This is a genomic window from Proteiniclasticum sp. (genome assembly GCF_032054185.1).
Taxonomy (GTDB): Bacteria; Bacillota; Clostridia; order Clostridiales; family Clostridiaceae; genus Proteiniclasticum.
The window spans coordinates 52,755-78,429 of the sequence record NZ_DAMBTF010000014.1 but is presented as its reverse complement, the minus strand read 5'-3'; the positions used below and the strand labels follow the sequence as shown (position 1 = coordinate 78,429).

Here is a 25,675-nt window from a genome sequence, read left to right as displayed (position 1 = left end):
ACGTTCTTATCTGTACGAATTATAAATATAAATTACAGGTTTTTTATTGACTTATATACCTACGATGTTATGATTTGATTATAAAACGTTCGGGAGGATAAAATGTTAAAAGTAAAGAATATTTTTGTGGAAAAGAGAAATGGATTCAGAAATGAAACCTTAGCACTGGATAAGGATATTGAGGAAATGCTGAAAATCAGGGTTGAATCAAGAATCGTCCATCTCTATCTTCTAAAGGGGTTGAGCGATGAGGAGATCAGTAAAGTGGAGTATACAGTCTTCGGAGATCCTTCATCAGACCTTATCTTCCATGACAGAGATTTCCTGAAAGATACGTCCGGGTTTATCCTTGAACTGCTGCCTGGACAATATGATCAGAGGGCTCAGGCCGCAGAGGACTGCATAAAACTCGTACTCGACCGCTATGATATCGAAGTCCGTTACAAAACAGTCTATCTCTTCCCACAGGTCACTCCTGAAAACCTTCAAAGAATACAGGACTATCTCTTGAACCCTGTGGAAATGAGGGCAGGCAGTCTGGATGACGGGTTTGAATCATTTCCGCTAAAAGACATGACTGTTGAAATCCTTCATGGTTTCCGAAGCTTTGATGACTATGCTCTTATCACTTTTCTGAAAGAACGTTCCTTAGCCATGAATCTTGAAGATCTGAAGCTGATCAGATCGTTTTTCATCCGTGAAAACAGAGATCCCAGCATCACCGAAGTCAGGGTCCTTGACACGTACTGGTCGGATCACTGCCGGCATACCACATTCCTCACTCATCTTAGTGATATCCGAATAGAGGATGAGGACACAGAGGTTCTTAAGGCATACAGATCCTATCTTGACATAAGAAAGGAACTCGGCAGAGAAAACAGGCCGGTAACACTTATGGATCTTGCGACCATCGGAACGAAGTATCTTAAAAGCACAGGACATGTCCAGGATATTGATGAGTCCGAAGAAATCAACGCCTGCAGCATCGAAAGACGGATCAGAACCAGCGAGGGGGAGAAGGATGTTCTGCTCATGTTCAAAAACGAGACCCATAACCATCCTACGGAAATCGAACCCTACGGCGGTGCAGCGACATGCCTTGGCGGTGCCATTAGAGATCCTCTCAGCGGAAGAGCATATGTCTATCAGGGAATGAGAATTACAGGTGCAGGCGATCCCAGAAAAAGTCTAGAAGAAACCCTGGCAGGTAAACTGCCTCAGCGTGCCATCACAAAGGGCGCTGCAAAAGGCTTTTCCTCCTATGGCAATCAGATCGGTCTGAATACCGGTTTCGTTGAAGAAATCTATCATCCCGGGTATGAAGCAAAAAGAATGGAAACCGGTGCTGTGATTGCATCAGCCCTTAAGGAAAATGTGAGAAGAGAGGTTCCCGAAAAGGATGATATGATCATTCTTCTTGGCGGAAGAACAGGAAGAGATGGAATCGGTGGCGCAACAGGTTCTTCAAAAGGCCACAGCATTTCCTCCATCAAAGATTCAGGAGCTGAAGTTCAGAAAGGAAACGCTGTAGAAGAGCGAAAACTCCAGAGGTTCTTCAGAAACGAAAAAGTTTCGAAGCTGATCAGAAGATGTAATGATTTCGGAGCCGGAGGTGTGTCAGTAGCCATAGGAGAGCTTGCGGAATCCATAGATATCTATCTGGATCTTGTGCCCAAAAAGTACATGGGACTTGATCCCACTGAAATCGCCATATCCGAATCTCAGGAAAGAATGGCTGTAGTCATCGACAGAAATGATCTTCATGCTTTTATCGCCTATGCAGAAGAAGAAAACCTTGAGGCAACTATGGTGGCGAAAGTGACCGATACCGGAAAACTGAGGATGTTCTATGAAGACCAGCTTGTCGTGGATCTTTCCAGAGCGTTCATTGATACTAACGGAGCAGCGTCAGAAATGCCCGCATCGGTGGAGCCTGTCATGAGCAAACAAAGACTGCCTCAGAAAGAAATCACTTTGAGCAGCATAAAAGAAGAAGTACAGAAGCTCCAGAACGCATCGCAGAAGGGCCTTCTTGAAAATTTTGATTCAACCATTGGCAGAAGCAGTCTGATTCTTCCGTTTGGCGGAAAATATCAGGATACGAAAAGTCAGGGAATGGTGTCTCTTGTACCACTGAAAAATCTGGAAACATACGATGCGTCGGTCATGACTTACGGATTTGATCCGTACATCGTGGAGGAAAACCCTTTCCGCGGCGCTAATGATGCTGTAGTGGAAAGTCTAGCAAAGCTCGTTTCTCTGGGTGCTGATCCGAAAGGTGCACGACTGAGCTTCCAGGAGTATTTCCGAAAGCTTGGAGAAGACAGCAGAAACTGGGGACGTCCTTTATCTGCACTGCTGGGTGCCCTGAAAGCCCAGCTAGATTACAAGGTTCCTGCTATCGGCGGAAAAGACTCCATGTCAGGAAGCTTCAATGATCTTCATGTACCCAACACACTGATTTCTTTTGCTGTAACCACTATGAAGAAAGAAGATGTGATCAGCAATGTGCTGAAAGGAAATGAAAGCATACTGATCACTCTGATCACGCCAAGAGAAAACGGACTCTATGTTCCTGAAATCTTCATGAAGAATGCAGAATTCATCCTGATGCTGAGAGACCAAAAATTAATCTCTGCCTGTGACACCTTAAAGAAAGGGCTCTTTTCAACCATCTTCAATATGGCGGCAGGAAACAGAATCGGTTTCTCCCTGGAAGAACTCACTGAGACCATGAACAGGAAAGATCCCGGAAGTTTTGTTTTCGAAATTCCTAAAGAACATCTTGAAAGCGTGATGAAACTAGGACATCATCTTTACCTGAAAATTGCAGGGGAAACCACAGATGATGGCCTTGTCACCCTAAAACATGAAGCGATATCCCTTGAGGAACTTCTTGCTCTTCATAAAAAACCGTTATCCGGTGTATTCAATGAATACAGACAGAAGGGAGAGCTTGTCGACACAAAGATCATATCTCATAGAGGACAGCCATTTGAAGGCTATATTGAACATCCGAAGGTTCTGATCCCTGTATTTTTCGGTACCAACTGTGAATATGATCTTGAATATGCCTTCAGAAAAGAAGGTGCCGACGTCAACACATTCATTTTCCAGAATGAAGATAAGAAAATCAGAAAATCTCTGGAAAGCCTCAGTAAAAGGATAAGAGAAACAGATATCCTTATGCTTTCAGGAGGATTCAGTGCAGCAGATGAACCGGAAGGTTCAGGCAAATACATTGCCAATGTCCTGCGAAATTCCATGGTAAAGGACGCTGTCCATGATCTTCTTGATCGGGGTGGTCTTATCCTTGGTATCTGCAACGGCTTCCAGGGCCTCGTGAAGTCCGGACTGCTTCCCTACGGAAGAATCATAGATCCCCACGAATCTATGCCGACACTGACTTACAATACTTCAGGAAAACACATGTCGAGGATGGCCAGGACAAAGGTGGTTTCTCTTAATACACCTTGGATGCGGGGCGCTTCACTTAATGATATTCATGATGTTCCCGTATCCCATGGGGAAGGAAGATTCCTTGCTTCGAAAGAGATGCTGGAAGAGCTCTCCATAACGGGTCAGATCATTACACAGTATGCGGATCCTGATGGAAACATAACCATGGAAGGACCATACAATCCCAACGGATCGATGTTCGCCATCGAAGGGATCTCATCACCCGATGGAAGAATCTTCGGGAAAATGGGACATACAGAAAGGTACCAGAACGGCCTCTATGTTAATTATGAAGGCTGCTATTACAAAGATATGTTCAAGAACGGCGTCAATTATTTCAGAAACAGCAGACAGAATAAAGGAGAGATCAATGAAAGTACTGATTTTATTTGGAAGCCCATCAGACAAAGATACCATGAAAAAGGCTAAAGTTCTTCTTGATGAGTTCGAGGTTTATAGCGAATCTTATGCCATATCCGCTCACCGCTCACCGGAACTTCTGGAGGAAATCTTACGACAGAAAGAAGAAGACGGTTTTGAAGTGATCATTGCAGGGGCGGGTCTTGCCGCACATCTTCCCGGCGTCATCGCATCTCAGACACTTCTGCCTGTAATCGGCGTTCCGCTTAAAGGAGCACTGGAAGGACTGGATGCACTCTTATCCATCGTCCAGATGCCCAGGCAGATTCCCGTAGCAACCGTAGGCATCGGCAATTCATTCAACGCCGCAATGCTGGCAGTGGAGATTCTCTCCATAAAATATACGGTTCTTAAAGAGAAGCTGAAAAAGTATCGTGAAGACATGAAAGAAAACCTGAGAAAAGAAAATAGTACGGAGGTAATTTACTGATGAAAATGCTGTATGAAGGAAAAGCCAAGAGAATATTCGAAAGCGAAAATGAAAATGAGGTAGTGGTCTACTATAAAGATGATGCGACAGCTTTCAATGGCGAGAAAAAGGGAACCATTGAGGACAAAGGCATCATGAACAACGAAATCACATCGATCCTGTTTCCCTATCTTGAAGAAAACGGAATCCGTACACATTTTATCCGTACACTGTCCGAAAGAGAACAGCTGGTGAAAAAGGTGACCATCATTCCGCTTGAAGTCATCGTGAGAAACGTCGCTGCAGGTTCATTTTCCAAAAGGCTTGGCGTACCCGAGGGTCAGGCGCTTCAGACGACCATATTCGAAATCTGTTACAAAAATGATGAGTACGGTGATCCGCTCATTAATGATACCCACGCGGTTGCTCTTGGCCTGTCAAGCTTTGACGAACTTAAAACGATCTATTCAGAGACCGCAAGAATCAATGAGCTTCTCATTTCCTTCTTCGGTAAACTGGGTCTTAGACTGGTGGACTTCAAACTTGAATTCGGTAAGGACAGTGACGGCAATATCCTTCTTGCTGATGAGATCAGTCCGGATACCTGCAGACTATGGGATGAAAAAACAGGAGAGAAAATGGATAAAGACAGATTCAGAAGAAATCTCAGTGATGTCAAAGGTGCTTATACCGAGGTAATCAGCAGAATGAAAAAGGGTGAGTCATGATAGAGATCATCGATAAATTCAAAGAAGAATGCGGGGTTTTCGGAATCTATACGAAAGACAGCCAGGCTTCCTACGACGTCTATGACGGACTCTTTGCACTTCAGCACAGAGGTCAGGAAAGCGCCGGAATCGCCTCCATCAATGATGGTGAGATGCAGGTAAGAAAGAAGATGGGCCTTGTTTCTCAGGCTATAACGCAGACGGATCTAGAAGAACTGGAAGGCAATATTGCTGTAGGACACGTGCGATACTCTACAAAAGGAGATTCTAATGTTCTGAATGCACAGCCTCTGACCGCCAGAAGCAAGTTCGGTTCCATGGCGGTCGCCCACAACGGTACACTCATCAATACCGATGTCATCCGTGGACTTCTTGAAGACAGCGGTGTGATTTTTCAGACCGATACAGATTCTGAAGTGATCGTCAATCTGATTTCGAGAAGCATCCACAAAGGTCTGGAACAGGCTGTCCTTGATGCGATTCAGACGGTAAAGGGAAGCTTCGCGCTGGTCATTGCATTCGGCACTAAACTCATCGGCATAAGAGATGCTTACGGAATAAGGCCGCTGGTTCTTGGAAAAAGAGGAGACGATTTTATCCTTGCTTCTGAAAGCTGCGCCATCGACACCGTCGGCGGAACTCTTGTGCGGGACATCCAGCCTGGAGAAATGGTCATCATAGAAAACGGAGAAGTCATCTCCTATGTCTATTCAGAAAAAACCAAAAGACAGACCTGTTCTTTTGAATACATCTACTTTGCAAGGCCTGATTCCATCATCGACTCCATGAGTGTACATTCACTACGTATCAGGACTGGGGAGATGCTCTACAAAGAGGCTCCTGTTGAAGCTGATGTCATCATAGGCGTTCCGGATTCAGGTCTTGCTGCAGCCATCGGATATTCAAGAGCCTCAGGAATTCCGTTTGATATCGGATTTTCCAAGAACAAATACATCGGAAGAAGTTTCATCACACCATCACAGAAAGCAAGAGAGAAGGCTGTATCACTGAAACTCAATGCACAGAAAGAAGTGGTTGCCGGTAAACGGGTTGTGCTGATCGATGATTCCATCGTTCGAGGAACGACATCGAAATATCTGGTGGACCTTCTATACAGAGCAGGCGCAAAGGAAGTGCACTTCAGAGTCTCATCACCAATGGTCATGTTCCCCTGTTATTTTGGAATCGATACACCTTATAGAGATACCCTCATCGCATCCAAGATGACTAAGGATGAAATCAGCGATTACATCGGAAGCACATCTCTTGAGTACCTTACCTTTGATGGACTGAGCTCGTCACTTGGCGGAACGTCATTCTGCACGGGATGCTTTACGGGAGTATATCCCTTAGGGGCACCAAATGAATTTATGGAGGTGTTCAGATTATGATCGATTACAGATCGGCAGGAGTGGATATCCACGAAGGTTATAAGTCTGTAGAAAAAATCAGAGAATATGCGAAGAAGACACTCAGTCCTCTTGTGCTCAATCATTTAGGTTCTTTTGCGGGCATGATGGAAATACCTGAAGGGTACAGAAAACCTGTTCTGATTTCCGGAACTGACGGCGTTGGTACAAAACTTAAGATCGCTTTCGATACGAAGAAGTACGATACCGTCGGAATCGACTGTGTAGCCATGTGCGTGAACGACATCCTATGCCATGGGGCAAAGCCTTTGTTTTTTCTGGATTATATCGCATGCGGAAAGCTGGATTCAGAAGTCTCCTCTGAACTTGTCAAGGGAGTCGCTGACGGGTGCATTGCAGGAGGCTTATCTCTTATCGGCGGAGAAACAGCTGAAATGCCTGGATTCTATGAAAATGGGGAGTACGATATCGCAGGATTTGCGGTCGGTGTTGCGGAGAAGGACAGAATCGTGACCGGAGATAAGATCAGATCAGGAGATGTTCTCATAGGACTACCTTCATCAGGTTTCCACTCCAACGGCTATTCACTCCTCAGGAAAATCTTTCAGGATTTCGATGAGCCATACGAAAGCATGACCATCGGCGAATATCTTCTGACCCCTACCAGAATCTATACCGATGTCGTACTTGATGCTCTGGATCACTTCGAGATCAGCGGTATGGCCCATATCACCGGAGGAGGATTCATCGAGAATATACCCAGAATGCTTGCCTCAGATAAGCTGAGAATCAATATACTAAAAGACAGTTACAGCCTTCCTGATGTATACAGGTTGCTCATGGAACGTGGAGTAGCAGAAGACACCCTCTACAACACATTCAATACAGGGATCGGTTTTGTTTTCTGTATCGATAAAGGCATCGCTGAGCGCTTTAAGCATCATCTCAAGTCTCGGGGGGAAGATCCTGTGACCCTAGGTTACATTGACGAAGGAGAAGGGCAAATATGTTTAAGATAGCTGTTCTCATATCAGGTACAGGAACAACTCTTCAATCTATCCTAAGAGATTCTGCTGCAGATGATCTTTATGAGGTGGTCCTTGTTATTTCTGACCGTGGCTGCCGGGGTTTAGACTATGCAAAAGAGCACGGAATCCCTTACCTTGTTATGGAAAGAAGTTCTTCCTTGTCGGATGATATCCTCAAAAGCGTCAAAGATCTCGACCTTGTGGTTCTGGCTGGTTTTCTTTCCATCCTCGAGGGCAGAATTCTAAAAGAAATGGAAAATAAGATGATCAATCTGCATCCCTCACTGCTCCCGAAGTTCGGGGGTAAAGGAATGTACGGACTAAGGGTCCATAAGGCAGTATACGACAGCGGAATGCCCATTTCCGGATGTACCGTTCATTATGTCAATGAAATCATAGATGGAGGCGCCTACATTCTTAAGCGCATCATCGGAATAAAAAGTGCAGAAGGACCGGAAGAGGTCATGCATCTTGTATCAGACATCGAAAAAGGCGCTTTGATTGACGCAATCAGGCTGATTGCAAAGGAGGATAATAATGATGAGAGCACTGATCAGTGTTTACGACAAAACAGGGCTTAAGGAGCTCGCCCAGTTCTTCCATGAAGAAGGCATAGAGATGGTGTCAACAGGTGGAACCTACGCCTATCTTGAAGAGAACGGATTTCATCCAAGAAAAGTTGAGGATCTCACCGGGTTTCAGGAAATGCTTGATGGCAGAGTAAAGACACTTCATCCTGCAGTTCATGGTGGGATCCTGTACAGACGTGATCATGAAATGGACATCAGACAGATAACGGAAGCTTCCATTACAGGAATCGACATCGTATGTGTCAATCTGTATCCGTTCTCGGATAAGCTGAAGGAAGATCTTCCATTCAACGACCAGATTGAGTTCATCGATATCGGCGGACCTGCAATGCTTAGGGCTGCAGCCAAAAATTTCGGTTTTGTCTATGCACTGTCCGTTCCAGAAGACTACGAGGATTTCATGCACATATCAAGAAAAGGAACCGATAGCGAGAAGCTGAATTTAAGGAGAAGGCTGGCCGGCAATGTTTTCAATCTTATGGCAGCATACGACAGCTCAGTATCCAACTTTCTCCTTGAAGAGCATGAGAAAAGATATCTCAGTTTGTCCTACCGGAAAAAGAGCGAGCTTAGATACGGGGAAAACCCTCATCAGAACGCTTCTGTTTATGAGTCCCTCGATGAAACAGGTGCATTGAACGAAATTGAGATTCTCTGGGGAAAAGCGCTCTCCTATAACAACTACAAGGATCTGGACATCGCCTGGAAGGTCGTTTCGGAATTCGACGAGCCTTGCTGCTGTGCACTGAAGCACAACACCCCGTGCGGTGTCGCCATCGGTAAAGATGATTTTGAAGCATATTCCAAAGCTTACGACGGAGACAGAATATCCATCTTCGGTGGAATCGTTGCGCTGAACTGCGAGATAGGAAAAAGCACTGCAGAGAAAATGAACGAGATTTTTCTTGAAGTCGTGATGGCACCTGGCTTTACCGATGAAGCACTTGAAATTCTGAAGAAGAAGAAGAACCTGAGAATCATCAGGTGTCAGAAAAAACCGGATGCCCTGAAAGCCTACGTTTCCCTTGATGGTCTGATGCTGGTACAGGATGAAGATAAAGGAACCGTCTCGGATTACAGGGTAGTCACCGTAAAATCACCGGAAGAAATGGAAATGAAAGAGCTGGAGTTCGCCTTTAAAGTGGTGAAGTATGTCAAGTCCAATGCCATCGTGGTCACCAATGACCGCATGACTTTAGGCATCGGAGGAGGACAGGTGAACCGTATCGATGCGGCTTTATCTGCACTTGAGAAAGCAAAGGGTAAAGGATCTGTTCTTGCTTCCGACGCATTCTTTCCTTTCAGTGATGTGGTCAAGGCGTCGGCTGATGCAGGTATCCGTGCAATCATCCAGCCTGGCGGCTCGCTAAGAGATCAGGAGTCCGTTGACCTGTGCAATGAGACAGGCATCTCCATGGTATTTACTTCCGTGAGACATTTTAAACACTAGGAGGAGAAAGATGAAAATACTCATCGTAGGTGAAGGCGCAAGAGAACATGCCATCGCAGCCAAGCTTGCAAAGTCAGATCAGGTTAAAGAAGTGTATGTTTCGCCAGGTAACGGTGGGACACAGAGACTTGAAAAATGCATGAATATCCCTAAAGAAAGTCATTTCTTCTTACGGGATTTCGCGCTTCAGAATCATATCGACTATACCGTAGTCGGACCAGAAGCCGACCTGATGGAAGGTATTGTGGATCTCTTTTTGGAATCCGGACTCAGAATCATCGGACCGCAAAAAGCCTGTGCTATTCTTGAAGGGTCAAAATCCTTTGCGAAAGATTTTATGAAGAAGTATGGAATACGAACAGCTCAATATCAGGTTTTTACAGACAGTCAGAAGGCAAGGTCATATGTCTCTTCCTGCCGGTATCCCATCGTCATCAAAGCCGATGGACTGGCTTCAGGTAAAGGAGTTGAGATTATCCACTCCCTAGGAGATGCTATTAAGACCATTGAAGAATATATGGAAAACGGAAAATTCCACGAGGCATCAAGAAAGATTGTCATAGAGGAATATCTTGAAGGAAAAGAGGCTTCCATCATTACACTATTTGACGGGGAGAGAATCATTCCTTTAAATTCGACCATGGACCACAAGAAAATCGGAGAAGGAGAAACCGGACTTAATACAGGTGGGATGGGCAGCCTGACACCTAATCCATATTACACAGAAGAAATTCAGGCTGACTTCAGAGAGAATATCATGAAAAATACTCTGGAAGGGCTGATTGCCGAGAACATGAGATTTAAAGGAGTCATCTTCTTCGGACTCATGCTGACAGACAAAGGTTCTTATCTTTTAGAATACAACCTGAGATTCGGCGATCCGGAAACCCAGAGTCTTCTGGAAACACTGAGCTGTGATCTGAACACGATATTCATGAAAACTCTCGACGGGTGCCTTATAGAAGAAGATGTGATCTGCTCCAATGAGAGCGCTCTCTGTGTCGTCCTGTCTTCAAAGTGCTATCCCTTATCCTCACAGGAAGATATCGTCATTACCGATTTTTTCGACCAGAATCCTGACGCAATAGAGATCTTTTCCTATTCGAGCAGACTTGAGGGAAATGACATTCTGTCCCGTTCTGGACGTGTGCTGTCGGTTGTTTCCAGAGGAACAGAAGAGGAGATTCAGAATAATGTCTACGGATACCTTCAGAAAGTTGGCAATGAAAACCTTTATTATCGTAGTGATATTGGCAGAATATAATATTTTAAACCTTTACATAAATCATACTCATAAACTGTTCCCTTAGCTGATTGACAACATTATTTAACGTGGTACTATAAAAACAACCGAATATTAATATTTTCTTATCTAGAGAGGTGGAGGGAAAGGCCCTGTGAAACCCGGCAACCAATACGCAAGTATATGGTGCCAATTCCTGCAGCATGAGCATGCTGAAAGATGAGAATAAACTTTTGGATTTCATTCGTCTAAGTTTATTCTTAGGCGATTTTATTTTGTCTTTTTTGAGGTACCATCAAAAAAGCACGTGAGGTGAATTGAGTGATCGAAATTATAAATCTGGTGAAACAGTACAGGGATCTGTCCGTAATCAAGGATGTTTCTTTCAGTATCGAAAAAGGTGAGATCTTTGGGATCGTTGGAAGAAGCGGAGTGGGGAAGTCGACTCTCCTAAGATGCATAAATGCACTTGAACCGGTCAATTCCGGAGATATCCTTATTGACGGGGTCAGTATAAGATCCCTTGACGAGGACGGCGTTCGTCAGCTGAGAAAAAAAGTGAGCATGATTTTTCAGAACTTCAACCTTCTCAATCAGAAATCAGCACTGGAAAATGTGACTCTCCCTATGGAAATCTGGGGATATGACAAAAAAATACTGAAAGCAAGAGCGAAAGAGCTTCTCGATCTAGTGGGTTTGAAAGATAAATACAACAGCAAACCCAGATCTCTGTCAGGGGGAGAAAAGCAGAGGGTAGCTATAGCAAGAGCACTTGCTCTTGATCCTGAGATACTCCTGTGCGATGAGGCAACTTCCGCACTGGATCCCAATACAACTAAAGAGATACTTGCACTGTTAAAGAAAATCAACAGAGAACTTGGCCTCACGTTAGTCGTCGTCACACACCAGATGGAAGTCGTCAAAGACATCTGTCAGAAAGTTGCAGTGATGGAAGGCGGAAAAGTTGCAGCACTAGGCAAGGTGGAGGATCTGTTTCTCAATCCCGCAAAAAGCCTGAAAAAACTCATTGGAGAAGATGAACTGGAGATCCTGCCGAAAGGAACGAATATCAGGATTTTCTTTACGAAAGAATTCAGCAATCAGACCGTCATCACAAATATGAGCAAGGATCTCTCAGTAGATTTTTCCATAGTATGGGGGAAACTTGAAAATTTCAGCGGAAATGTTCTTGGCAGTCTTGTCATCAATGTCAGGCCAGAGGATAAAGATAAGATCGAACAGTATCTTATCGGTAGAGGTCTTAATGTGGAGGTGATTAGTCATGAATATTGATGGATACATCAAAGCCCTACTCGAATCCCTGCTTATGATCAGTGTTTCAGGCGTACTTTCTATAATATTCGGTTTCTTCGTAGCCATCGTGCTGGTCTATACAAAGGAAAAGGGACTCAAACCTAAACCTTCCTTATATAATTCACTTGATTTTATCATCAACGTTTTCAGAAGTTTCCCATTCATCATACTGATGTTCCTTCTGTTTCCATTATCAAGATTTATTGTGGGCACCTCCATCGGGACGACTGCAGCCATTGTTCCTCTGACCATAGCTGCAACGCCATTTGCTGCCAGAATCATTGAAGGATCCCTTGACACTGTGGACCCGGGAATCATAGAAGCTGCCAAATCATTCGGTGCAAAAAACAGCCAGATCATATTCAAGGTCATGCTGGTGGAAGCTCTGCCGAATCTGGTACAGGGAATAACGAACATCTTCATCAATATCGTCGGCTATTCCGCCATGGCAGGAATCATAGGAGGCGGTGGTCTCGGAGCGGTAGCCATCAACTACGGTTACTACAGATGGGAAGATACCATTATGTTCATTATCGTCATCATGATCTTTCTGGTTGTACAGGGTATACAGTCCATCGGCAATCAGATTTACAAGATTCTTCTGCGTTAAGCCCTGCTCTGCAGAAGTAAAGTAAAGTGATATGGTTATTCTTTTAACAAATTGCACTAAATATATTCTGAATAGAATCTGGAAATCAGTACAGAAACAGAAAACAGTTAATAAACAAATAATAACAAACGAGAGGATGATTTATATGAAAAAAATTACAGCACTGATAACATCACTGGTACTATCACTAGGCGTTCTTGCAGGATGCGGAAGTTCTGACGGGACTACCGAAAAACTTACAGTCGGAGCCTCTGCAGTTCCTCATGCTGAAATACTGGAAAATGTGAGAGAAGACCTCAAGGAACTTGGCTATGATCTGGAAGTGACCATTTTTAATGATTATGTTCTACCAAACAAAGCCTTGTCCGAAGGTCAGCTGGATGCCAATTTCTTCCAGCATATTCCTTATCTCGAAGAAATGAACGCAAATGAGAATCTTGGTTTGACATGGACGGTAAAGGTTCATATAGAGCCTATGGGTCTCTATTCTGATAAGATCACTTCTCTTGAAGAACTGGCAGATGGGGCTTCCATCGCCATTCCAAATGATGCAACAAACGGATCCAGAGCACTGAAACTTCTGGCTTCAAACGGTCTCATCAAACTCAAGGATACAGAAGTGGCTTCAGTTCTCGATATCACCGAAAACTCAAAAAATCTTGAATTCACTGAACTTGATGCACCTGCACTGCCAAGAACATTAGTAGATGTAGATGCAGCTGTAATCAATACCAACTATGCTATCGAAGCAGATCTTAGCCCGCTCGATGATGCCATCATCATCGAATCAAGCGAATCACCTTATGCAAATATCATCGCAGTGAAAGAAGCGGACAAAGATTCCGAAAAGACCAAAGCGCTGAATGATGTTCTGAACAGCGAGAAGACCAGAACTTTTATTGAAGAAAAATATGAAGGTTCCATCTTCCCTGCATTTTAAACTGTACTAATATAGAGCAAAAGTTTTTACGCTCATCTGAAAGATACCTAAACTCCAAGACCGTTGGATTCCAACGGTTTTTTCATTATTTACACTTGTTAAGATATTGTCATATATTGTTAATGAACGTTTACAATGTTATACTAGGTTGTGTATTTGTTATATTTTAGATTAAAAATAGGGGGATTTATATGAAGCTGTTTTCAATTTCAAAAGCAGTGCATGTGCCCAAGTTCAAACCAGCGGATCATTTCAGCAATATTATAGAAGTAGATGCTCCGAAGAACATGGTATATTCACTATCTCAGCAACATAACATGAAATGTACACCTGCTGTAAAAAGAGGTGACAGAGTTCTGGTCAATCAGGTAATCGGTATCGGTGAAAACAACAGTGTTGTTCCAGTATACTCAAGCGTTTCTGGTACAGTTAAACAGTTGACGACTAAAGTCGATCTGATGGGCAATAAAGTTGAAGTCATTCTGGTGGAAAATGATGGTCTGTATGAAAAAGAAACCAGAGATGCCTTTGACTATGCTTCACTCAGTTTCAGCGATCTGAAGGATCGTATCAAAGATCTTGGGCTCATCGAGACTCAGAATCTATCCAACCGCAAGAGAGGGATGCAGCTTTCATTCAAGGAGAATGTCAGGAATATCCTCATCAATGCTCAAGAAAGCGGACTGTACGGTCAGGTGGATTCTTACCTGTACGAAAATGAAAAAGAAGATTTTCTAAGAGGGATTGAACTGCTTAAGGCATTATATCCTGCGGCAGATATCACTGTGCTGTCCACATCTGATGCGGATTCAGTGATCGGTTTCACGGAAATGCTGAAATCAACAGGAGTCAAGCTTATTTCAAAGATACCTACACAGTTTTATCATGACATGAATCTTGCGTCCCGTGATGTCTATGCTGATTTCGCCATGAAGGATACTATGGTTATCGATGCTTTCCTTCTGCCTGCAGTAGCTAGAGGCGTTCTCGACAACAGACTGACTCATTATCAGCTTCTTCTTATCAATGGCGGCGCTGTGGAAACTCCAGGAATCTATAAAGTGCTGTCCGGTACCACATTAGATCTGGTTATGGAAAAAGCCGGAGTCAAAAATCCGTTCAGAATCGTAGCAGGCAATATCCTGTCCGGTGATGCGGTATTTGCTGTAGATGCACCAATCAATAGAGGAATCAGAGAAATTCTGTTCCTGAATGAGAATGAAGTGTCTAAAGAAGAAGAAATGAACTGCATCAAATGCGGTCGCTGCGCGGATGTATGTCCAGTAGGTCTTAGACCATATGAGCTGTATTCATTCGTGACAAACAGAGAATTCGACGAGTTCTTCAAGAACCGTGGCGGAATGTGTGTAGAATGTGGAAGATGTTCTTATGTCTGCCCATCCAAACTGCATCTGCTCCAGTCATTCAAAACAGCCAAAAAGGTTAAAAGATAGGGGGTAATGATATGGAAAACAGAAAAATAACCGTTGCTTCCTCTCCGCATATTAAGTCAAACCTGAGAGTGAACAAAATCATGCTCGATGTGCTCATCGCGCTGATTCCTGTTGCAGCAGCGGGAATATATTTCAATGGAATGAAAGGTCTATTTCTCATTCTCACAACAATTATCGGTGCGATGGTATCAGAAGTTGTCTTCAAGAGACTTCTGCACAAAAAGCATTCATTAAACGATCTTTCCGCCGCAGTTACAGGAATGATTCTTGGCCTGATTCTGCCGGTAACAACACCACTTTGGGTAGCCGCTTTATCCTCAGTATTTGCAATCATACTTGTTAAAGAAATTTTCGGCGGACTGGGACAGAACTTCATGAATCCAGCAGTAGCAGCTAAAATCTTTGCAGTTGTTTCTTATGGAAATCTTGTGGTCAACAGCGGTTTCGGAAGTGCCACCTTTATGGATCGATTATTAGGCAGTGCAGGCGGTAACCTCGGTGAAGCTTCAATTGTCGCAATTATTGTCGGTGGTATATACCTGGCAGTCAAGGGTGTCATCAGAGTAAGAGTACCGTTTACGATCATCGTCGTTTCACTTGTCTTTTCACAGATTGTACTTGGGGATATTACCATCCTTGGTGGAAACAGCAGTATTTACCTCATCGCATTCTTCCTCGCCAATGATTATGCAAGCTCAGCCATTACAAACGGCGGTAAATGGGTTTATGCTCTTCTTGTCGGAATAGCAGCATCGGTATTTATCGGTGTAGGAAAGAATATTGAAGGTGCTTACTATGCAATACTCCTTGGTAATGTATTTGCACCATTTATCGATACCTTTTTCAAAGGTAAAGTAGATATGAAAAAGGAGGCAACCGCATAATGAAAAACAAGAATATCCTGCGTGAGCTCCTGACTCTTGGTGGAACACTTACTTTAATCTGTGTAATTGTTGCAGGTATTGTTGCCGTTGTCTTCAATACCACAAAAGAACAGATTGCAATGAACAATGCAGTCAATGCAGAAGATCTAGCTCTTGTTATGCCTGAAAGTGATGCAATCGAAGATGTCACAGATCAGTATGATGAGCATGAAATCATCAGAGAAGTGTATAAAGCTACAAGTGGAACCGAAACCGTCGGTTATGTCTACAAAATGATAACAAACGGTTATAAACCCGAACTTGGTGTACTTGTCGGTATAGACAATGAAGGAAACACCATTGCAGCAAAAATCACTCAGTCATCAGAAACGCCAGGTCTTGGTGCTCTGGTTGCTGAAGACGCATTCATCACTCAGTTTACAGGTAAAGAAACCGCATCCAGTTTCCAGGTTGTCAAAACGACTCCTGCAGGAGCTAGTGAAATCCAGGCAGTATCTGGTGCGACCATTTCTTCCACTGCTGTGACCAGCGCAATCAATGATGCGGTCAAGTTCCATAAGGAGAATATCCTTGGGGAGGAAGTTGTAGAAGTTCCTGTCGTTGAACCGACATTTGAAAATATGAAGATGACAGGCGATGAAATGGCAGAAATCTCCGGAGAGCTAAAGACACTTGAGGTCAAGACTGCTGGAGAAGTGACCGGTTATATCGTTTATGGTTCAGGCACAGGATACTACGAAGACAAGCCGATAAAGGTAGCTGTCGGATTTGACAATGCAACAGAAACCATTACAAATATCCTGATCATCGAACAGAATGAAACACCAGGTATCGGTGATGCGATCCTTCAGGAAGGATTGACAGAACTGTTCCAGGGTGCTGCAGCTGAAGAGCAGGCTACTCAAGTATATTCAGGAGCCTCAGAAAGCTCAAAGGGTGTATATAAAGCAGTCAATCAGGCTATACTTTATTATCATGATGTACTTATGAAAGAACCGACTATTGAAAATATGCGCCTGACAGGCGATGAAATGGCTGAAATATCAGGTGAATACAGAACATTTGAAGTGAAGACAGCCGGAGAAGTGACAGGATATATCGTCTACGCTTCAAACCCTGGTTACTATGAAGACAAGCCGATCGAAGTGGCTGTTTCATTTGATGTCGCTTCAAAGCAGGTCAAGAATATCATGGTCGTGAAGCAGAATGAAACTCAGGGAATTGGCACTAAAATTTCCGAAGAAGCTTTTACCCAGCTTTTCCAGGACAAACCTTCTGAAGAAATGAGTGTACAGATATATTCAGGCGCTTCAGAAAGTTCAAAGGGTGTATATAAAGCTGTAAATAAAGCGATCCTCTATTTCAATGATGTACTGATGCAGGGAGGGAACTAAAGATGAAGACATTACTCGAAAGACTTAAAAATGGACTTTTCAGCGAGAATCCGATTTTCGTGCAGGTTCTGGCCATGTGTCCGACACTGGCTGTTTCAACCAGTCTTGTCAACGCACTGGGTATGGGACTCTCCACTACTGCTGTTCTGATCTGCTCTAACGCAATCATAGCGGCAATCAGAAAGTTTATACCAAACAAAATCAGAATACCTGCTTATATCGTCATCATTGCCGGATTCGTTTCCGCAGTGGATATGTTCCTGGCGGCATATGCGCCTGATCTTTACAAGTCACTTGGACTGTTCATACCACTGATTGTCGTTAACTGCGTCATCCTTGGAAGAGCAGAAGCCTACGCAAGCAAAAATGCTGTACTCGCATCTATCTATGATGCCATAGGCATGGGTCTTGGCTTTACTCTAGCTCTTGCAGTCCTCTCGTTTTTCAGAGAACTTCTTGGTGCAGGAACACTTTTCGGTATGAGAATCATGCCTGAAGCCTATCAGCCTGCCAACATCATGATTCTTGCTCCAGGAGCATTCCTTACTCTTGGTATGATCATGGCTTACCTAAACAGCAGAAACCTTAAAAAGGGCAAAGCGCTTCTTCAGATTCATGACTGTGAAAGCTGTGGAATGGGATGCGATATTCCTAAAAAAGAAAAAATGGATGTCAAACTAGATGTCAATATGCTACAGAAAGGAGGAGCTAACTAATGGATTTACTCCTGATTTTTATCAATGCGATGTTAGTGAACAACTTTGTTCTTTCCAGATTCCTGGGAATCTGTTCTTTCTTAGGGGTATCCAAGAAGAGAGATGCTTCCATCGGTATGGGACTTGCAGTACTGTTTGTAATGGTCATTGCTTCCCTCGGAACCTGGTCGGTATATAACTTCCTTCTTGAACCCTACGATCTGGATTATCTGAAAACAGTGGCATTTATCCTTGTTATCGCTGCTCTAGTTCAGTTCGTGGAAATGGTTATCAAGAAACTCAGCCCTGGACTATATGATGCACTGGGTATCTATCTTCCACTCATCACGACGAACTGTGCTGTTCTTGGTGTAACATTCCTTAATGTACAGGATAAGTTATCATTAGGTGGCAGTCTGATTAATGCTATCGGTGCTGCCCTTGGATACTTCCTTGCAATTGTACTGATGGCAAGCATCAGAGAAAAGCTTGATCGTGTTTCAAGTGTTCCAAGAGCTTTCCAGGGATTACCGATTGCACTTGTTACTGCAGGACTTATGGCGATATCATTCCTTGGCTTCCAAGGTCTGATTTAGGAGGGGGAGAAGTAAATGACAGAAATATTAATACCTGTAGCGATATTAGCTGGTATTGGACTACTGCTGGCCCTCTTGCTTGGTTATGCAGCCAATGTCTTTGAAGTCAAGCAGAACCCTAAAGTAGAGGAAATTCTTCTGGTTTTGCCGGGTGTAAACTGCGGTGGATGCGGATTTGCCGGGTGTGAAGCATATGCCAAGGGCGTTGCACTTGATGGTGCATCACCTGTACTTTGTACTGTAGGAGGACCTCCAGTGGCAAACCAGATCGGAGACATCATGGGCGTGAAAGTAAACGCTCAGGAAGTCATGGTCGCTTACGTTAAATGTAACGGAGACTGTGACAAGTCAAAAGACAAATACGAGTATCACGGCATTATGGACTGCGTCAGTGCATCAGCACTTCCTGGAGGAGGCGCTAAATCCTGCTCATACGGATGTCTTGGACTTGGTACATGTGTGAATGTATGTAACTTTGATGCGATTGTCATAAGAGATGGTATTGCCATCATCGACGAAAACAAATGTACCAACTGTGGTGCATGTGTAAAGGCCTGCCCGAAGAACCTTATTGAGTCGGTTCCGATTAACTCAAGAGTAAGAGTGGCCTGTAACTCATACGACAGCGCAAGAGATGCAATGCAGAACTGTGAAGTCGGATGTATTGCCTGCAAGAAGTGCGAAAAGACCTGTCGATTCGACGCCATTCATGTGAACAACAACCTGGCTAAGATCGATTACGACAAATGTACACAGTGTAATGAATGTGTTGAAGTCTGTCCTAAGGTGACCATCGAAAACATACTGATGATCAACAAAGCGAAAAAACCAGCCAACAAAACTGCATAAACAGTTATTCATGAGATGCCTTTTCTGAAGGCATCTCATTTTTTGTCTCTTTATCCGCACCATAAAGAGAACCTCTGAGCATTACACTCAGAGGTTCCATATGGAGTAAGAGGGAAACGATTTGATAGAAAGTCTAGTCTCTTTTCACAACTACGGATGTACCCATACCGCCGCCTATACAAAGAGTAGCCAGTCCGTATGTTGATTTGCGTCTCTTCATTTCATGAAGAAGTGTTACAAGGATTCTGGCACCTGAAGCACCCACCGGATGTCCGATGGCGATTGCACCTCCATTGACATTGACCTTCTCTGCATCCCATTTCAGTTCTTTTCCTACAGCCAGAGCCTGTGCGGCAAAAGCTTCATTAGCTTCGATGAGATCCATATCCTCAATTGTCAGATTCGCTTTCTGCAGAGCATTTTTTGTGGAGGGAACAGGTCCAACACCCATGATGCTTGGATCAACACCACCGTTTCCATAGGACACAATGGTTGCTAATGGAACCAGCCCAAGTGTATCTGCCTTTTCTCTACTCATGACAACCAGTGCCGCAGCACCGTCATTTATACCAGAAGCATTGCCAGCTGTAACGCTGCCATCTTTCTTGAAAGCAGGTCTCAGCTTAGCAAGGGACTCCGGAGTTACACTTTTCTTCGGATATTCATCAGTATCCACGATAATCGGTTCACCTTTTCGCTGAGGAATGGATACAGGAGCGATCTCATCTTTGAACTTGCCTTCTGCCATTGCTTTTTCAGCTTTATTCTGACTAGCTGCAGCAAATGCATCCTGTTCTTCTCTTGTAATTCCATATTTTTCAGCGACATTTTCAGCGGTGACACCCATATGATAATTGTTGAAAGCATCTGTCAGAGCATCGTGAATCATCGTGTCGACCATGGTATCATTACCCATTCTTGAACCGTACCTTGCATTGTTCAAAACATAGGGTGCTCTGCTCATATTTTCTGTTCCGCCGACCACCACGACATCATTATCACCTGCAAGAATTGTCTGAGCTGCGAGGGAGACCGTTCTTAGTCCTGACCCGCAAAGCATGTTTATGGTTGTAGCAGGCACAGAATGAGGCAGACCTGCATTTACAGAAACCTGTCTGGCAACACCTTGTCCAAGTCCTGCCTGGAGAATACATCCGAAATAGAAATCATCGACATCTTCGGGCTTTATTCCCGCCTGTCTGATTGCTTCTTTGACTGCTACTACACCCAAATCTACAGCGGAGACATCTTTGAATACTCCACCGAAACTTCCAACAGGGGTTCTCACAGCACTGACGATTACAACTTCTTTCATTTATTGACCTCCCTAAATTAACTTCGGGCAGACTTAAGTACATCAGACAAAATCCATGATTCCATGGACTCTCCCGGAGCACTCAAGTCAGCTCTAGATTATGATATCATGAATGACTTGTCATTTGTAATCTATTTCATATTCGAAATCGTTACTGTTTATGGGGTTATATCATGAAAAATATCGAAAACCGTTGAAACATGAGGGTTGCATCATGTTAGGGGCAGTCAGGGCACATTATTCGTCTGTTCTAAATTTACAATTTGTTAACATCTTTTACAGAAACACACTCATCATCCTTTTTCGGGCTGAAGATCATCTATATAAAATTAGTCTTTATCTGTCAGGATCGTTAAAAAGTATTTATTTATAAAGTAGTATTTAATACTATATTATGCTTTATTTTATAACTCTTCTATGATATAATATGAATAAAGGAGGAGATCGATATGAACTGGTTCTGGTTACTACTCATCATCGCTGTAGTCATCATCGATATCATGACCAGCAATATACTTTTTTCATGGCTGGGTCTGGGTTTTCTGGCAGCATGGCTGTCCAGTTTCTATCTGGATCTGAGTTATCAGATACTGATTGCATTTCTCATCGGATTTGCATCAATACTGGCAGGAAACAGGATCACGAAAAGGTATATCCGAAAGAATATTCACAACGACCCCATTCTGGTGGACAAGATCGTTGGAAAATCTTTCATTGCTGATCACATCATCGAGCTTGAATCGCAGCATAAGATCAACGGTATCTACTGGATTGTCAGAAACGAGGGTTCAAGGATTCTCGAAGGTGAGACATTCAGTGTACTGGAGATCAGACAAAACAAACTGATTATACGCAAGGAGGAACATTAACATGCCATGGATCATAATATTTTCAGTACTCGCAGTCATCGTTGTAGCCATACTTCTTTCATCAATTAAAGTGGTGAATACAGGTCAGGTCTATGTTCTGGAAAGATTCGGACAGTACTACAAGACTCTTGAGCCCGGCTGGCACGTCATACTGCCGTTTGTTGATTATGTCAGGACAAAAATATCCATGAAACAGCAGATTCTGGATATCCAGCCTCAAACAGTCATCACTAAGGACAACGTCAATATCAGCGTGGACAATGTAATTTTCTATCAGGTTCTGACGCCTAAAGATGCAGTCTACAATATCGAAAATTACGTATCCGGTATCATGTACTCCGCAATCACAAACATGAGAAACATCCTCGGTGACATGACCCTTGATGAGGTGCTCGCAGGAAGAGACAGAATCAACATGAAGCTTCTGAGCATCGTCGATTCAGTTACAGATGCCTATGGAATCAAAATCCTGTCAATTGAAATCAAAAATATCCTTCCCCCTGCAGAAATCCTAAACGCAATGGAAAAGCAGATGAAGGCTGAACGTGAAAAAAGGGCAGCCATTCTCATTGCCGAAGGTGACCGTGAATCCAGCATCGCAAGAGCAGAAGGCGAGAAGAGAAGCAACATCTTAAGAGCAGAAGCAGAAAAAGAATCGAACATCCGAATCGCAGAAGGTATGAAGGAATCTCAGCTTCTTGAAGCTGAAGGTAAGGCCAAAGCCATCGAAGCCATCTCCACTGCGGAAGCGGAAGCCATAAGAAAGGTAAACACTTCAATTATTGAATCTGGTACAGATGCCAGAGTCATCGCACTGAAACAGGTTGAAGCACTTAAGGAAATGTCATTGAATCCTGCAAACAAACTGATTCTGCCAGTAGATACTCTAAACTCACTTGGCAGCATAGCAGCGATTGCTGACATCATCGGAGAACGCAGACAAGGTCAGTAATCTTCCTGGGAATCATTAATCACTCATAGAAGGAATCTTCATCCTGTATGGAGATTCCTTTAACAGGTTCTGCATTTTTCCTTAAGATTTGCTATAATGATACTCATCAGATAGGAATCAGGAGGCACCAGAATGAAAAATGCACTCATTACAGGAGCTACGGGCGGAATCGGTATGGCAGCAGCAAGAAAACTGGCTGAGAAGGGGTATCACCTCGCTTTGGTGTACGGAAGCAACACTAAAGGAGCTGAAGATTTATCTGCAGAACTGTCCGCCATCACTCGGGTAAAGATCTACAGTATGGATTTCTCATGTCCTCAAGGTTATGAGGAGCAGCTTGACCAGATCATGAAAGACTTCTCCCATTTTGAAGTGCTTATCCATGGTGCCGGAATCTCATACCGGAATCTCTTTCATGAAATGCCCGAGAAACAGTTTGAGGATCTTCTGAATATCAATGTAAAACCCCTATATTATATCAGCAGGAAGATTATTCCTGCCATGATTGAAAACGGAAAAGGCAGTATACTCGGTATTTCTTCCATCTGGGGTTCACATCCCGCATCAATGGAAGTGGCGTATGCCATGACTAAAGGAGCTATGGAGCAGTTTACAAAAAGCCTGGCATCCGAACTGTCACATATGAACATAAGGGTAAACGCCATCGCACCAGGAGGAGTGGATACAAAACTTCTTTCCAATCTGTCTCCAGATGAGAAAAAAGATTTCATCGAAAACATCCCATTCGGGAGACTGGCTCAGCCAGATGAGATTGCAGATCTCATCGTATTCCTTCTGGAAAAGGGCAGATACATCACAGGACAGGTTCTGACCATAGATGGTGGATTTACACTATAAACGAAGAAACATCTCTCTGAAGCCCAATTTGAGCTTATGAGAGATGTTTTTGTCTTATTCAGGATCCATCACGGATTGACATCATAATCTGTAAACTTTATGGTGAAAGCCACACCGTTCTGTTCATTCCTGAGCGAATACTGATACTGGTGTTTGTCCAGAATATTTTTGATGATGGAAAGGCCTAGACCTGAGCTTCCTTCGGTTCTCTGCCTGGATTTATCCTTCTTGTAGAATTGAATCCATATGTCGCCGATTTCCTCTTCATCGATATGGGCAGGAGAATTCAAAATCTTCAGGATCAGTTCACCTTTTTCCTCATATAGCCCGATATCAATCCGGGATTCTTCGTTTTTTACCGTATAGGTAATGGCATTCTTGAAAATGTTTCTGAATACCGTGCTGAGCTTTATACGGTCTCCGATGATGAAGAACTGCTTTTCGATATTGAAATTGAACTTCAGATTTCTGCTGTCATAATCCAGAAAAGGTGTAACACTGTCCACCAGAGCACTGCTGAGATTAAATTTTGCACAGTTCAGAGCAAAAGCCTGGGACTCGGTATAGGAAAGCTCAATCATATCCTTGACCAGTTTTTCCATATTTCTTGTTTCATCCAGAATGATTGAAAGATACTCTTCTTTATTGTCTTCGCCGATCCCATCAATCAGTCCTTCCGTATATCCCTGAATCAGTGTGATGGGCGTCTTGAGTTCATGAGAAATATCTCTGATGAAGTCTTTTCTCTGATGCTCAAGTTTCTGGCTTTTCCTGATATCTTCTTCAAGAAGTTTGTTCTTTTCACTTAGCTCGCCAAGAGCAGATTTGAGGTTCATGGACAGTGTAGACAGACTCTCTGCAAGTTCTCCGATTTCATCTTTCTGTGTCATATCGATGGGAATATCAAAGTTCAGATGAGCAAGCTCCTTGGAGGATGCTGTCAGCTTTCTGATGGGCTTTGTCACCGTATTGGATATGAGGAATGCAAGTATCACCACAACTGCAAATCCGCCCATAAAAACATAAACAAAGAAGTTCTTGATGGTTCTTGCGGATTCATTGATGGGTACCATGGAACTGATGGAGATGGCAAACGAGTCACTTCCCTGGAGACGAATCGAACTGGCCGTAAGGAAATAGTTCATACTGCCATCCTGTCTTTCGTATTCACGACTGATGATGGCCTGCTGCGAGAGCAGCCTTTCAGAAAGAGAGGAATCTCTGATCATGTCTCCAAAAAAACGGTTGATGATTTCGATGTAGTCACCGTCTATCTTTGAACCGCCATAAGCCATGTACTGCAGTGCACCATTTTGTCCGAATATGAATAATCGGGTGTTATTTCTGGTTTCGAAATCATTTATGGATTCAATCAGAGTATCATTTGCTGTAATGCTTCTGTTCCTGAATGATTCTAGATTCTCTGCAAGTGCTGTTTTCTTCGTCCTTGTGTAGTAGCTTTCAAACGAATAGGACATAAAGAGCATAGAACCGAGAAGGAGAAGGGAAACCAGAACAATAATGATGAATGTGAGCTTATTTGAGATGGACTTAAACATGATCTTTCACCTTGAACCGATACCCGTAGCCTCTTACCGTTTCGATATAGCTGTTCACATCGCCCAGTTTTTCCCGCAGTCTTTTGATGCTTGTATCAATTGTCCGGAGATCACCTTCATAGTCATATCCCCATATCCGTTCGATGATCGTATCCCTGGAAAGAACGATATCCTCATGGGAAGAGAATAGAAGTATCAGTTCAAACTCCTTTTTGCTTAAGGAGATTTCGTGATCATCGACAAATACCCTCTGAGCTTTTTCGCTGATCTTCAGTCTTCCATAGATTTTATCCTTTGAATCATCATCTGAGTGTTCAAGACGTGCGAAGAGATTATTGATTTTCATAACCAGTACCTTTGGAGAAAACGGCTTGGCGATGAAATCATCTGCTCCGATCTTATAGGCTTCGATCAGATCTTCGTCCATAGTCTTTGCAGTGATGAAAAAAACGCGGGTATCCTTCACTTTTCGTAAATGCTTGAGCATATCAAATCCATCCATAAAAGGCATCATGACATCCAGAAGGATCAGATCATAATCGGTCTTAAGCGCCATCTCCAGTCCTTCTTCGCCATTTGTGGCAAGATGAACCTGATGATTTTCTCTTACGAGATAATCTCTAAGCAGATCTCTCAGTCTTTTTTCATCTTCAACGATAAGGATTTTCTTTTCCATATTTTCACCTTCA

At 43.3% G+C, this 25,675-nt stretch carries 23 protein-coding genes and 1 riboswitch; of the genes, 20 read left to right on the top strand and 3 right to left on the bottom strand.

The window, feature by feature from the left end:
* Window positions 1-102 precede the first annotated feature (102 nt).
* The 17 genes from RTX25_RS09410 to RTX25_RS09330 all read left to right on the top strand — a co-directional run bounded on the left by RTX25_RS09410 (window position 103) and on the right by RTX25_RS09330 (window position 19,433).
* Window positions 103-3,888 (top strand): phosphoribosylformylglycinamidine synthase, encoded by a 3,786-nt coding sequence (locus tag RTX25_RS09410; protein WP_312653036.1) that lies wholly within the window; start codon window positions 103-105, stop codon window positions 3,886-3,888.
* Window positions 3,830-4,309: a 5-(carboxyamino)imidazole ribonucleotide mutase gene (gene purE / locus RTX25_RS09405; protein WP_312653034.1), complete on the top strand. Its 480-nt coding sequence runs from the start codon at window positions 3,830-3,832 to the stop codon at window positions 4,307-4,309. Before RTX25_RS09410 ends, purE begins: the two co-directional genes overlap by 59 nt.
* Window positions 4,309-5,016, top strand: coding sequence for a phosphoribosylaminoimidazolesuccinocarboxamide synthase (gene purC / locus RTX25_RS09400; RefSeq protein ID WP_312653032.1), 708 nt, complete (start codon window positions 4,309-4,311; stop codon window positions 5,014-5,016). Before purE ends, purC begins: the two co-directional genes overlap by 1 nt.
* On the top strand, window positions 5,013-6,407 hold the full coding sequence (purF, locus tag RTX25_RS09395; protein ID WP_312653030.1) for an amidophosphoribosyltransferase: 1,395 nt from the start codon (window positions 5,013-5,015) through the stop codon (window positions 6,405-6,407). Before purC ends, purF begins: the two co-directional genes overlap by 4 nt.
* Window positions 6,404-7,405, top strand: coding sequence for a phosphoribosylformylglycinamidine cyclo-ligase (purM, locus tag RTX25_RS09390; protein ID WP_312653028.1), 1,002 nt, complete (start codon window positions 6,404-6,406; stop codon window positions 7,403-7,405). The genes purF and purM overlap by 4 nt, the downstream gene beginning before the upstream one ends.
* Window positions 7,393-7,995 (top strand): formyltransferase family protein, encoded by a 603-nt coding sequence (locus RTX25_RS09385; protein WP_312653026.1) that lies wholly within the window; start codon window positions 7,393-7,395, stop codon window positions 7,993-7,995. Before purM ends, RTX25_RS09385 begins: the two co-directional genes overlap by 13 nt.
* Window positions 7,949-9,454, top strand: a complete 1,506-nt coding sequence (gene purH, locus RTX25_RS09380; protein WP_312653057.1) for a bifunctional phosphoribosylaminoimidazolecarboxamide formyltransferase/IMP cyclohydrolase — start codon at window positions 7,949-7,951, stop codon at window positions 9,452-9,454. Before RTX25_RS09385 ends, purH begins: the two co-directional genes overlap by 47 nt.
* 10 nt (window positions 9,455-9,464) lie before the next feature.
* Window positions 9,465-10,718 carry a phosphoribosylamine--glycine ligase gene (purD, locus tag RTX25_RS09375; RefSeq protein ID WP_312653024.1) on the top strand — a complete coding sequence of 418 codons (1,254 nt, stop codon included), beginning with the start codon at window positions 9,465-9,467 and terminating at the stop codon, window positions 10,716-10,718.
* A gap of 101 nt (window positions 10,719-10,819) precedes the next feature.
* Window positions 10,820-10,923, top strand: a riboswitch (SAM riboswitch).
* Window positions 10,924-11,018: 95 nt separating this feature from the next.
* On the top strand, window positions 11,019-11,990 hold the full coding sequence (locus RTX25_RS09370; RefSeq protein WP_312653022.1) for a methionine ABC transporter ATP-binding protein: 972 nt from the start codon (window positions 11,019-11,021) through the stop codon (window positions 11,988-11,990).
* Complete coding sequence (locus RTX25_RS09365; protein WP_312653020.1) at window positions 11,980-12,621, top strand: methionine ABC transporter permease; 642 nt, start codon at window positions 11,980-11,982, stop codon at window positions 12,619-12,621. Before RTX25_RS09370 ends, RTX25_RS09365 begins: the two co-directional genes overlap by 11 nt.
* Before the next feature lie 145 nt (window positions 12,622-12,766).
* Window positions 12,767-13,561: a MetQ/NlpA family ABC transporter substrate-binding protein gene (locus tag RTX25_RS09360; protein WP_312653019.1), complete on the top strand. Its 795-nt coding sequence runs from the start codon at window positions 12,767-12,769 to the stop codon at window positions 13,559-13,561.
* A 191-nt stretch (window positions 13,562-13,752) separates the two neighbouring features.
* Window positions 13,753-15,015, top strand: a complete 1,263-nt coding sequence (locus tag RTX25_RS09355) for a 4Fe-4S dicluster domain-containing protein (RefSeq protein ID WP_312653017.1) — start codon at window positions 13,753-13,755, stop codon at window positions 15,013-15,015.
* 11 nt (window positions 15,016-15,026) lie between these two features.
* Window positions 15,027-15,899 (top strand): RnfABCDGE type electron transport complex subunit D, encoded by an 873-nt coding sequence (locus RTX25_RS09350; protein ID WP_312653015.1) that lies wholly within the window; start codon window positions 15,027-15,029, stop codon window positions 15,897-15,899.
* Window positions 15,899-17,293 carry an RnfABCDGE type electron transport complex subunit G gene (locus tag RTX25_RS09345; protein WP_312653013.1) on the top strand — a complete coding sequence of 465 codons (1,395 nt, stop codon included), beginning with the start codon at window positions 15,899-15,901 and terminating at the stop codon, window positions 17,291-17,293. The genes RTX25_RS09350 and RTX25_RS09345 overlap by 1 nt, the downstream gene beginning before the upstream one ends.
* A 2-nt stretch (window positions 17,294-17,295) precedes the next feature.
* On the top strand, window positions 17,296-18,009 hold the full coding sequence (locus RTX25_RS09340; protein WP_312653011.1) for an electron transport complex subunit E: 714 nt from the start codon (window positions 17,296-17,298) through the stop codon (window positions 18,007-18,009).
* The gene (gene rsxA, locus RTX25_RS09335) at window positions 18,009-18,584 is read left to right on the top strand and encodes an electron transport complex subunit RsxA (RefSeq protein ID WP_312653010.1); all 576 of its coding nucleotides are present in this window, start codon (window positions 18,009-18,011) and stop codon (window positions 18,582-18,584) included. The genes RTX25_RS09340 and rsxA overlap by 1 nt, the downstream gene beginning before the upstream one ends.
* Window positions 18,585-18,599: 15 nt before the next feature.
* Window positions 18,600-19,433 (top strand): RnfABCDGE type electron transport complex subunit B, encoded by an 834-nt coding sequence (locus RTX25_RS09330; protein ID WP_312653009.1) that lies wholly within the window; start codon window positions 18,600-18,602, stop codon window positions 19,431-19,433.
* Between the two features lie 133 nt (window positions 19,434-19,566).
* On the opposite strand, the gene RTX25_RS09325 is transcribed toward RTX25_RS09330, so the two are convergent.
* On the bottom strand, window positions 19,567-20,748 hold the full coding sequence (locus RTX25_RS09325) for an acetyl-CoA C-acetyltransferase (protein WP_312653007.1): 1,182 nt from the start codon (window positions 20,746-20,748) through the stop codon (window positions 19,567-19,569).
* A 449-nt stretch (window positions 20,749-21,197) separates the two neighbouring features.
* On the opposite strand from RTX25_RS09325, the gene RTX25_RS09320 reads away from it, so the two are divergent.
* The 3 genes from RTX25_RS09320 (at window position 21,198) to ymfI (ending at window position 23,427) form a co-directional block, all read left to right on the top strand.
* Window positions 21,198-21,617, top strand: coding sequence for an NfeD family protein (locus RTX25_RS09320; protein ID WP_312653005.1), 420 nt, complete (start codon window positions 21,198-21,200; stop codon window positions 21,615-21,617).
* Window position 21,618: 1 nt separating this feature from the next.
* Window positions 21,619-22,569, top strand: coding sequence for an SPFH domain-containing protein (locus RTX25_RS09315; protein WP_312653003.1), 951 nt, complete (start codon window positions 21,619-21,621; stop codon window positions 22,567-22,569).
* 132 nt (window positions 22,570-22,701) lie between these two features.
* A complete protein-coding gene (gene ymfI / locus RTX25_RS09310; protein ID WP_312653001.1) occupies window positions 22,702-23,427 on the top strand; it encodes an elongation factor P 5-aminopentanone reductase in 726 nt (241 codons plus the stop codon).
* A 68-nt stretch (window positions 23,428-23,495) separates the two neighbouring features.
* Here ymfI and RTX25_RS09305 read toward each other — a convergent pair whose 3' ends face one another.
* Both RTX25_RS09305 and RTX25_RS09300 read right to left on the bottom strand, forming a co-directional pair.
* The gene (locus tag RTX25_RS09305) at window positions 23,496-24,986 is read right to left on the bottom strand and encodes a HAMP domain-containing sensor histidine kinase (protein ID WP_312652999.1); all 1,491 of its coding nucleotides are present in this window, start codon (window positions 24,984-24,986) and stop codon (window positions 23,496-23,498) included.
* A complete protein-coding gene (locus tag RTX25_RS09300) occupies window positions 24,979-25,662 on the bottom strand; it encodes a response regulator transcription factor (protein ID WP_312652997.1) in 684 nt (227 codons plus the stop codon). Before RTX25_RS09300 ends, RTX25_RS09305 begins: the two co-directional genes overlap by 8 nt.
* Window positions 25,663-25,675: the final 13 nt, after the last annotated feature.

Coding starts and splice junctions, on each gene's coding strand:
- RTX25_RS09410 (WP_312653036.1), top strand. CDS start 103: ATGTTAAAAGTAAAGAATATTTTTGTGGAAAAGAGAAATGGATTCAGA.
- purE (WP_312653034.1), top strand. CDS start 3,830: ATGAAAGTACTGATTTTATTTGGAAGCCCATCAGACAAAGATACCATG.
- purC (WP_312653032.1), top strand. CDS start 4,309: ATGAAAATGCTGTATGAAGGAAAAGCCAAGAGAATATTCGAAAGCGAA.
- purF (WP_312653030.1), top strand. CDS start 5,013: ATGATAGAGATCATCGATAAATTCAAAGAAGAATGCGGGGTTTTCGGA.
- purM (WP_312653028.1), top strand. CDS start 6,404: ATGATCGATTACAGATCGGCAGGAGTGGATATCCACGAAGGTTATAAG.
- RTX25_RS09385 (WP_312653026.1), top strand. CDS start 7,393: ATGTTTAAGATAGCTGTTCTCATATCAGGTACAGGAACAACTCTTCAA.
- purD (WP_312653024.1), top strand. CDS start 9,465: ATGAAAATACTCATCGTAGGTGAAGGCGCAAGAGAACATGCCATCGCA.
- RTX25_RS09365 (WP_312653020.1), top strand. CDS start 11,980: ATGAATATTGATGGATACATCAAAGCCCTACTCGAATCCCTGCTTATG.
- RTX25_RS09360 (WP_312653019.1), top strand. CDS start 12,767: ATGAAAAAAATTACAGCACTGATAACATCACTGGTACTATCACTAGGC.
- RTX25_RS09355 (WP_312653017.1), top strand. CDS start 13,753: ATGAAGCTGTTTTCAATTTCAAAAGCAGTGCATGTGCCCAAGTTCAAA.
- RTX25_RS09350 (WP_312653015.1), top strand. CDS start 15,027: ATGGAAAACAGAAAAATAACCGTTGCTTCCTCTCCGCATATTAAGTCA.
- RTX25_RS09345 (WP_312653013.1), top strand. CDS start 15,899: ATGAAAAACAAGAATATCCTGCGTGAGCTCCTGACTCTTGGTGGAACA.
- RTX25_RS09340 (WP_312653011.1), top strand. CDS start 17,296: ATGAAGACATTACTCGAAAGACTTAAAAATGGACTTTTCAGCGAGAAT.
- rsxA (WP_312653010.1), top strand. CDS start 18,009: ATGGATTTACTCCTGATTTTTATCAATGCGATGTTAGTGAACAACTTT.
- RTX25_RS09330 (WP_312653009.1), top strand. CDS start 18,600: ATGACAGAAATATTAATACCTGTAGCGATATTAGCTGGTATTGGACTA.
- RTX25_RS09325 (WP_312653007.1), bottom strand. CDS start 20,748: ATGAAAGAAGTTGTAATCGTCAGTGCTGTGAGAACCCCTGTTGGAAGT.
- RTX25_RS09320 (WP_312653005.1), top strand. CDS start 21,198: ATGAACTGGTTCTGGTTACTACTCATCATCGCTGTAGTCATCATCGAT.
- RTX25_RS09315 (WP_312653003.1), top strand. CDS start 21,619: ATGCCATGGATCATAATATTTTCAGTACTCGCAGTCATCGTTGTAGCC.
- ymfI (WP_312653001.1), top strand. CDS start 22,702: ATGAAAAATGCACTCATTACAGGAGCTACGGGCGGAATCGGTATGGCA.
- RTX25_RS09305 (WP_312652999.1), bottom strand. CDS start 24,986: ATGTTTAAGTCCATCTCAAATAAGCTCACATTCATCATTATTGTTCTG.
- RTX25_RS09300 (WP_312652997.1), bottom strand. CDS start 25,662: ATGGAAAAGAAAATCCTTATCGTTGAAGATGAAAAAAGACTGAGAGAT.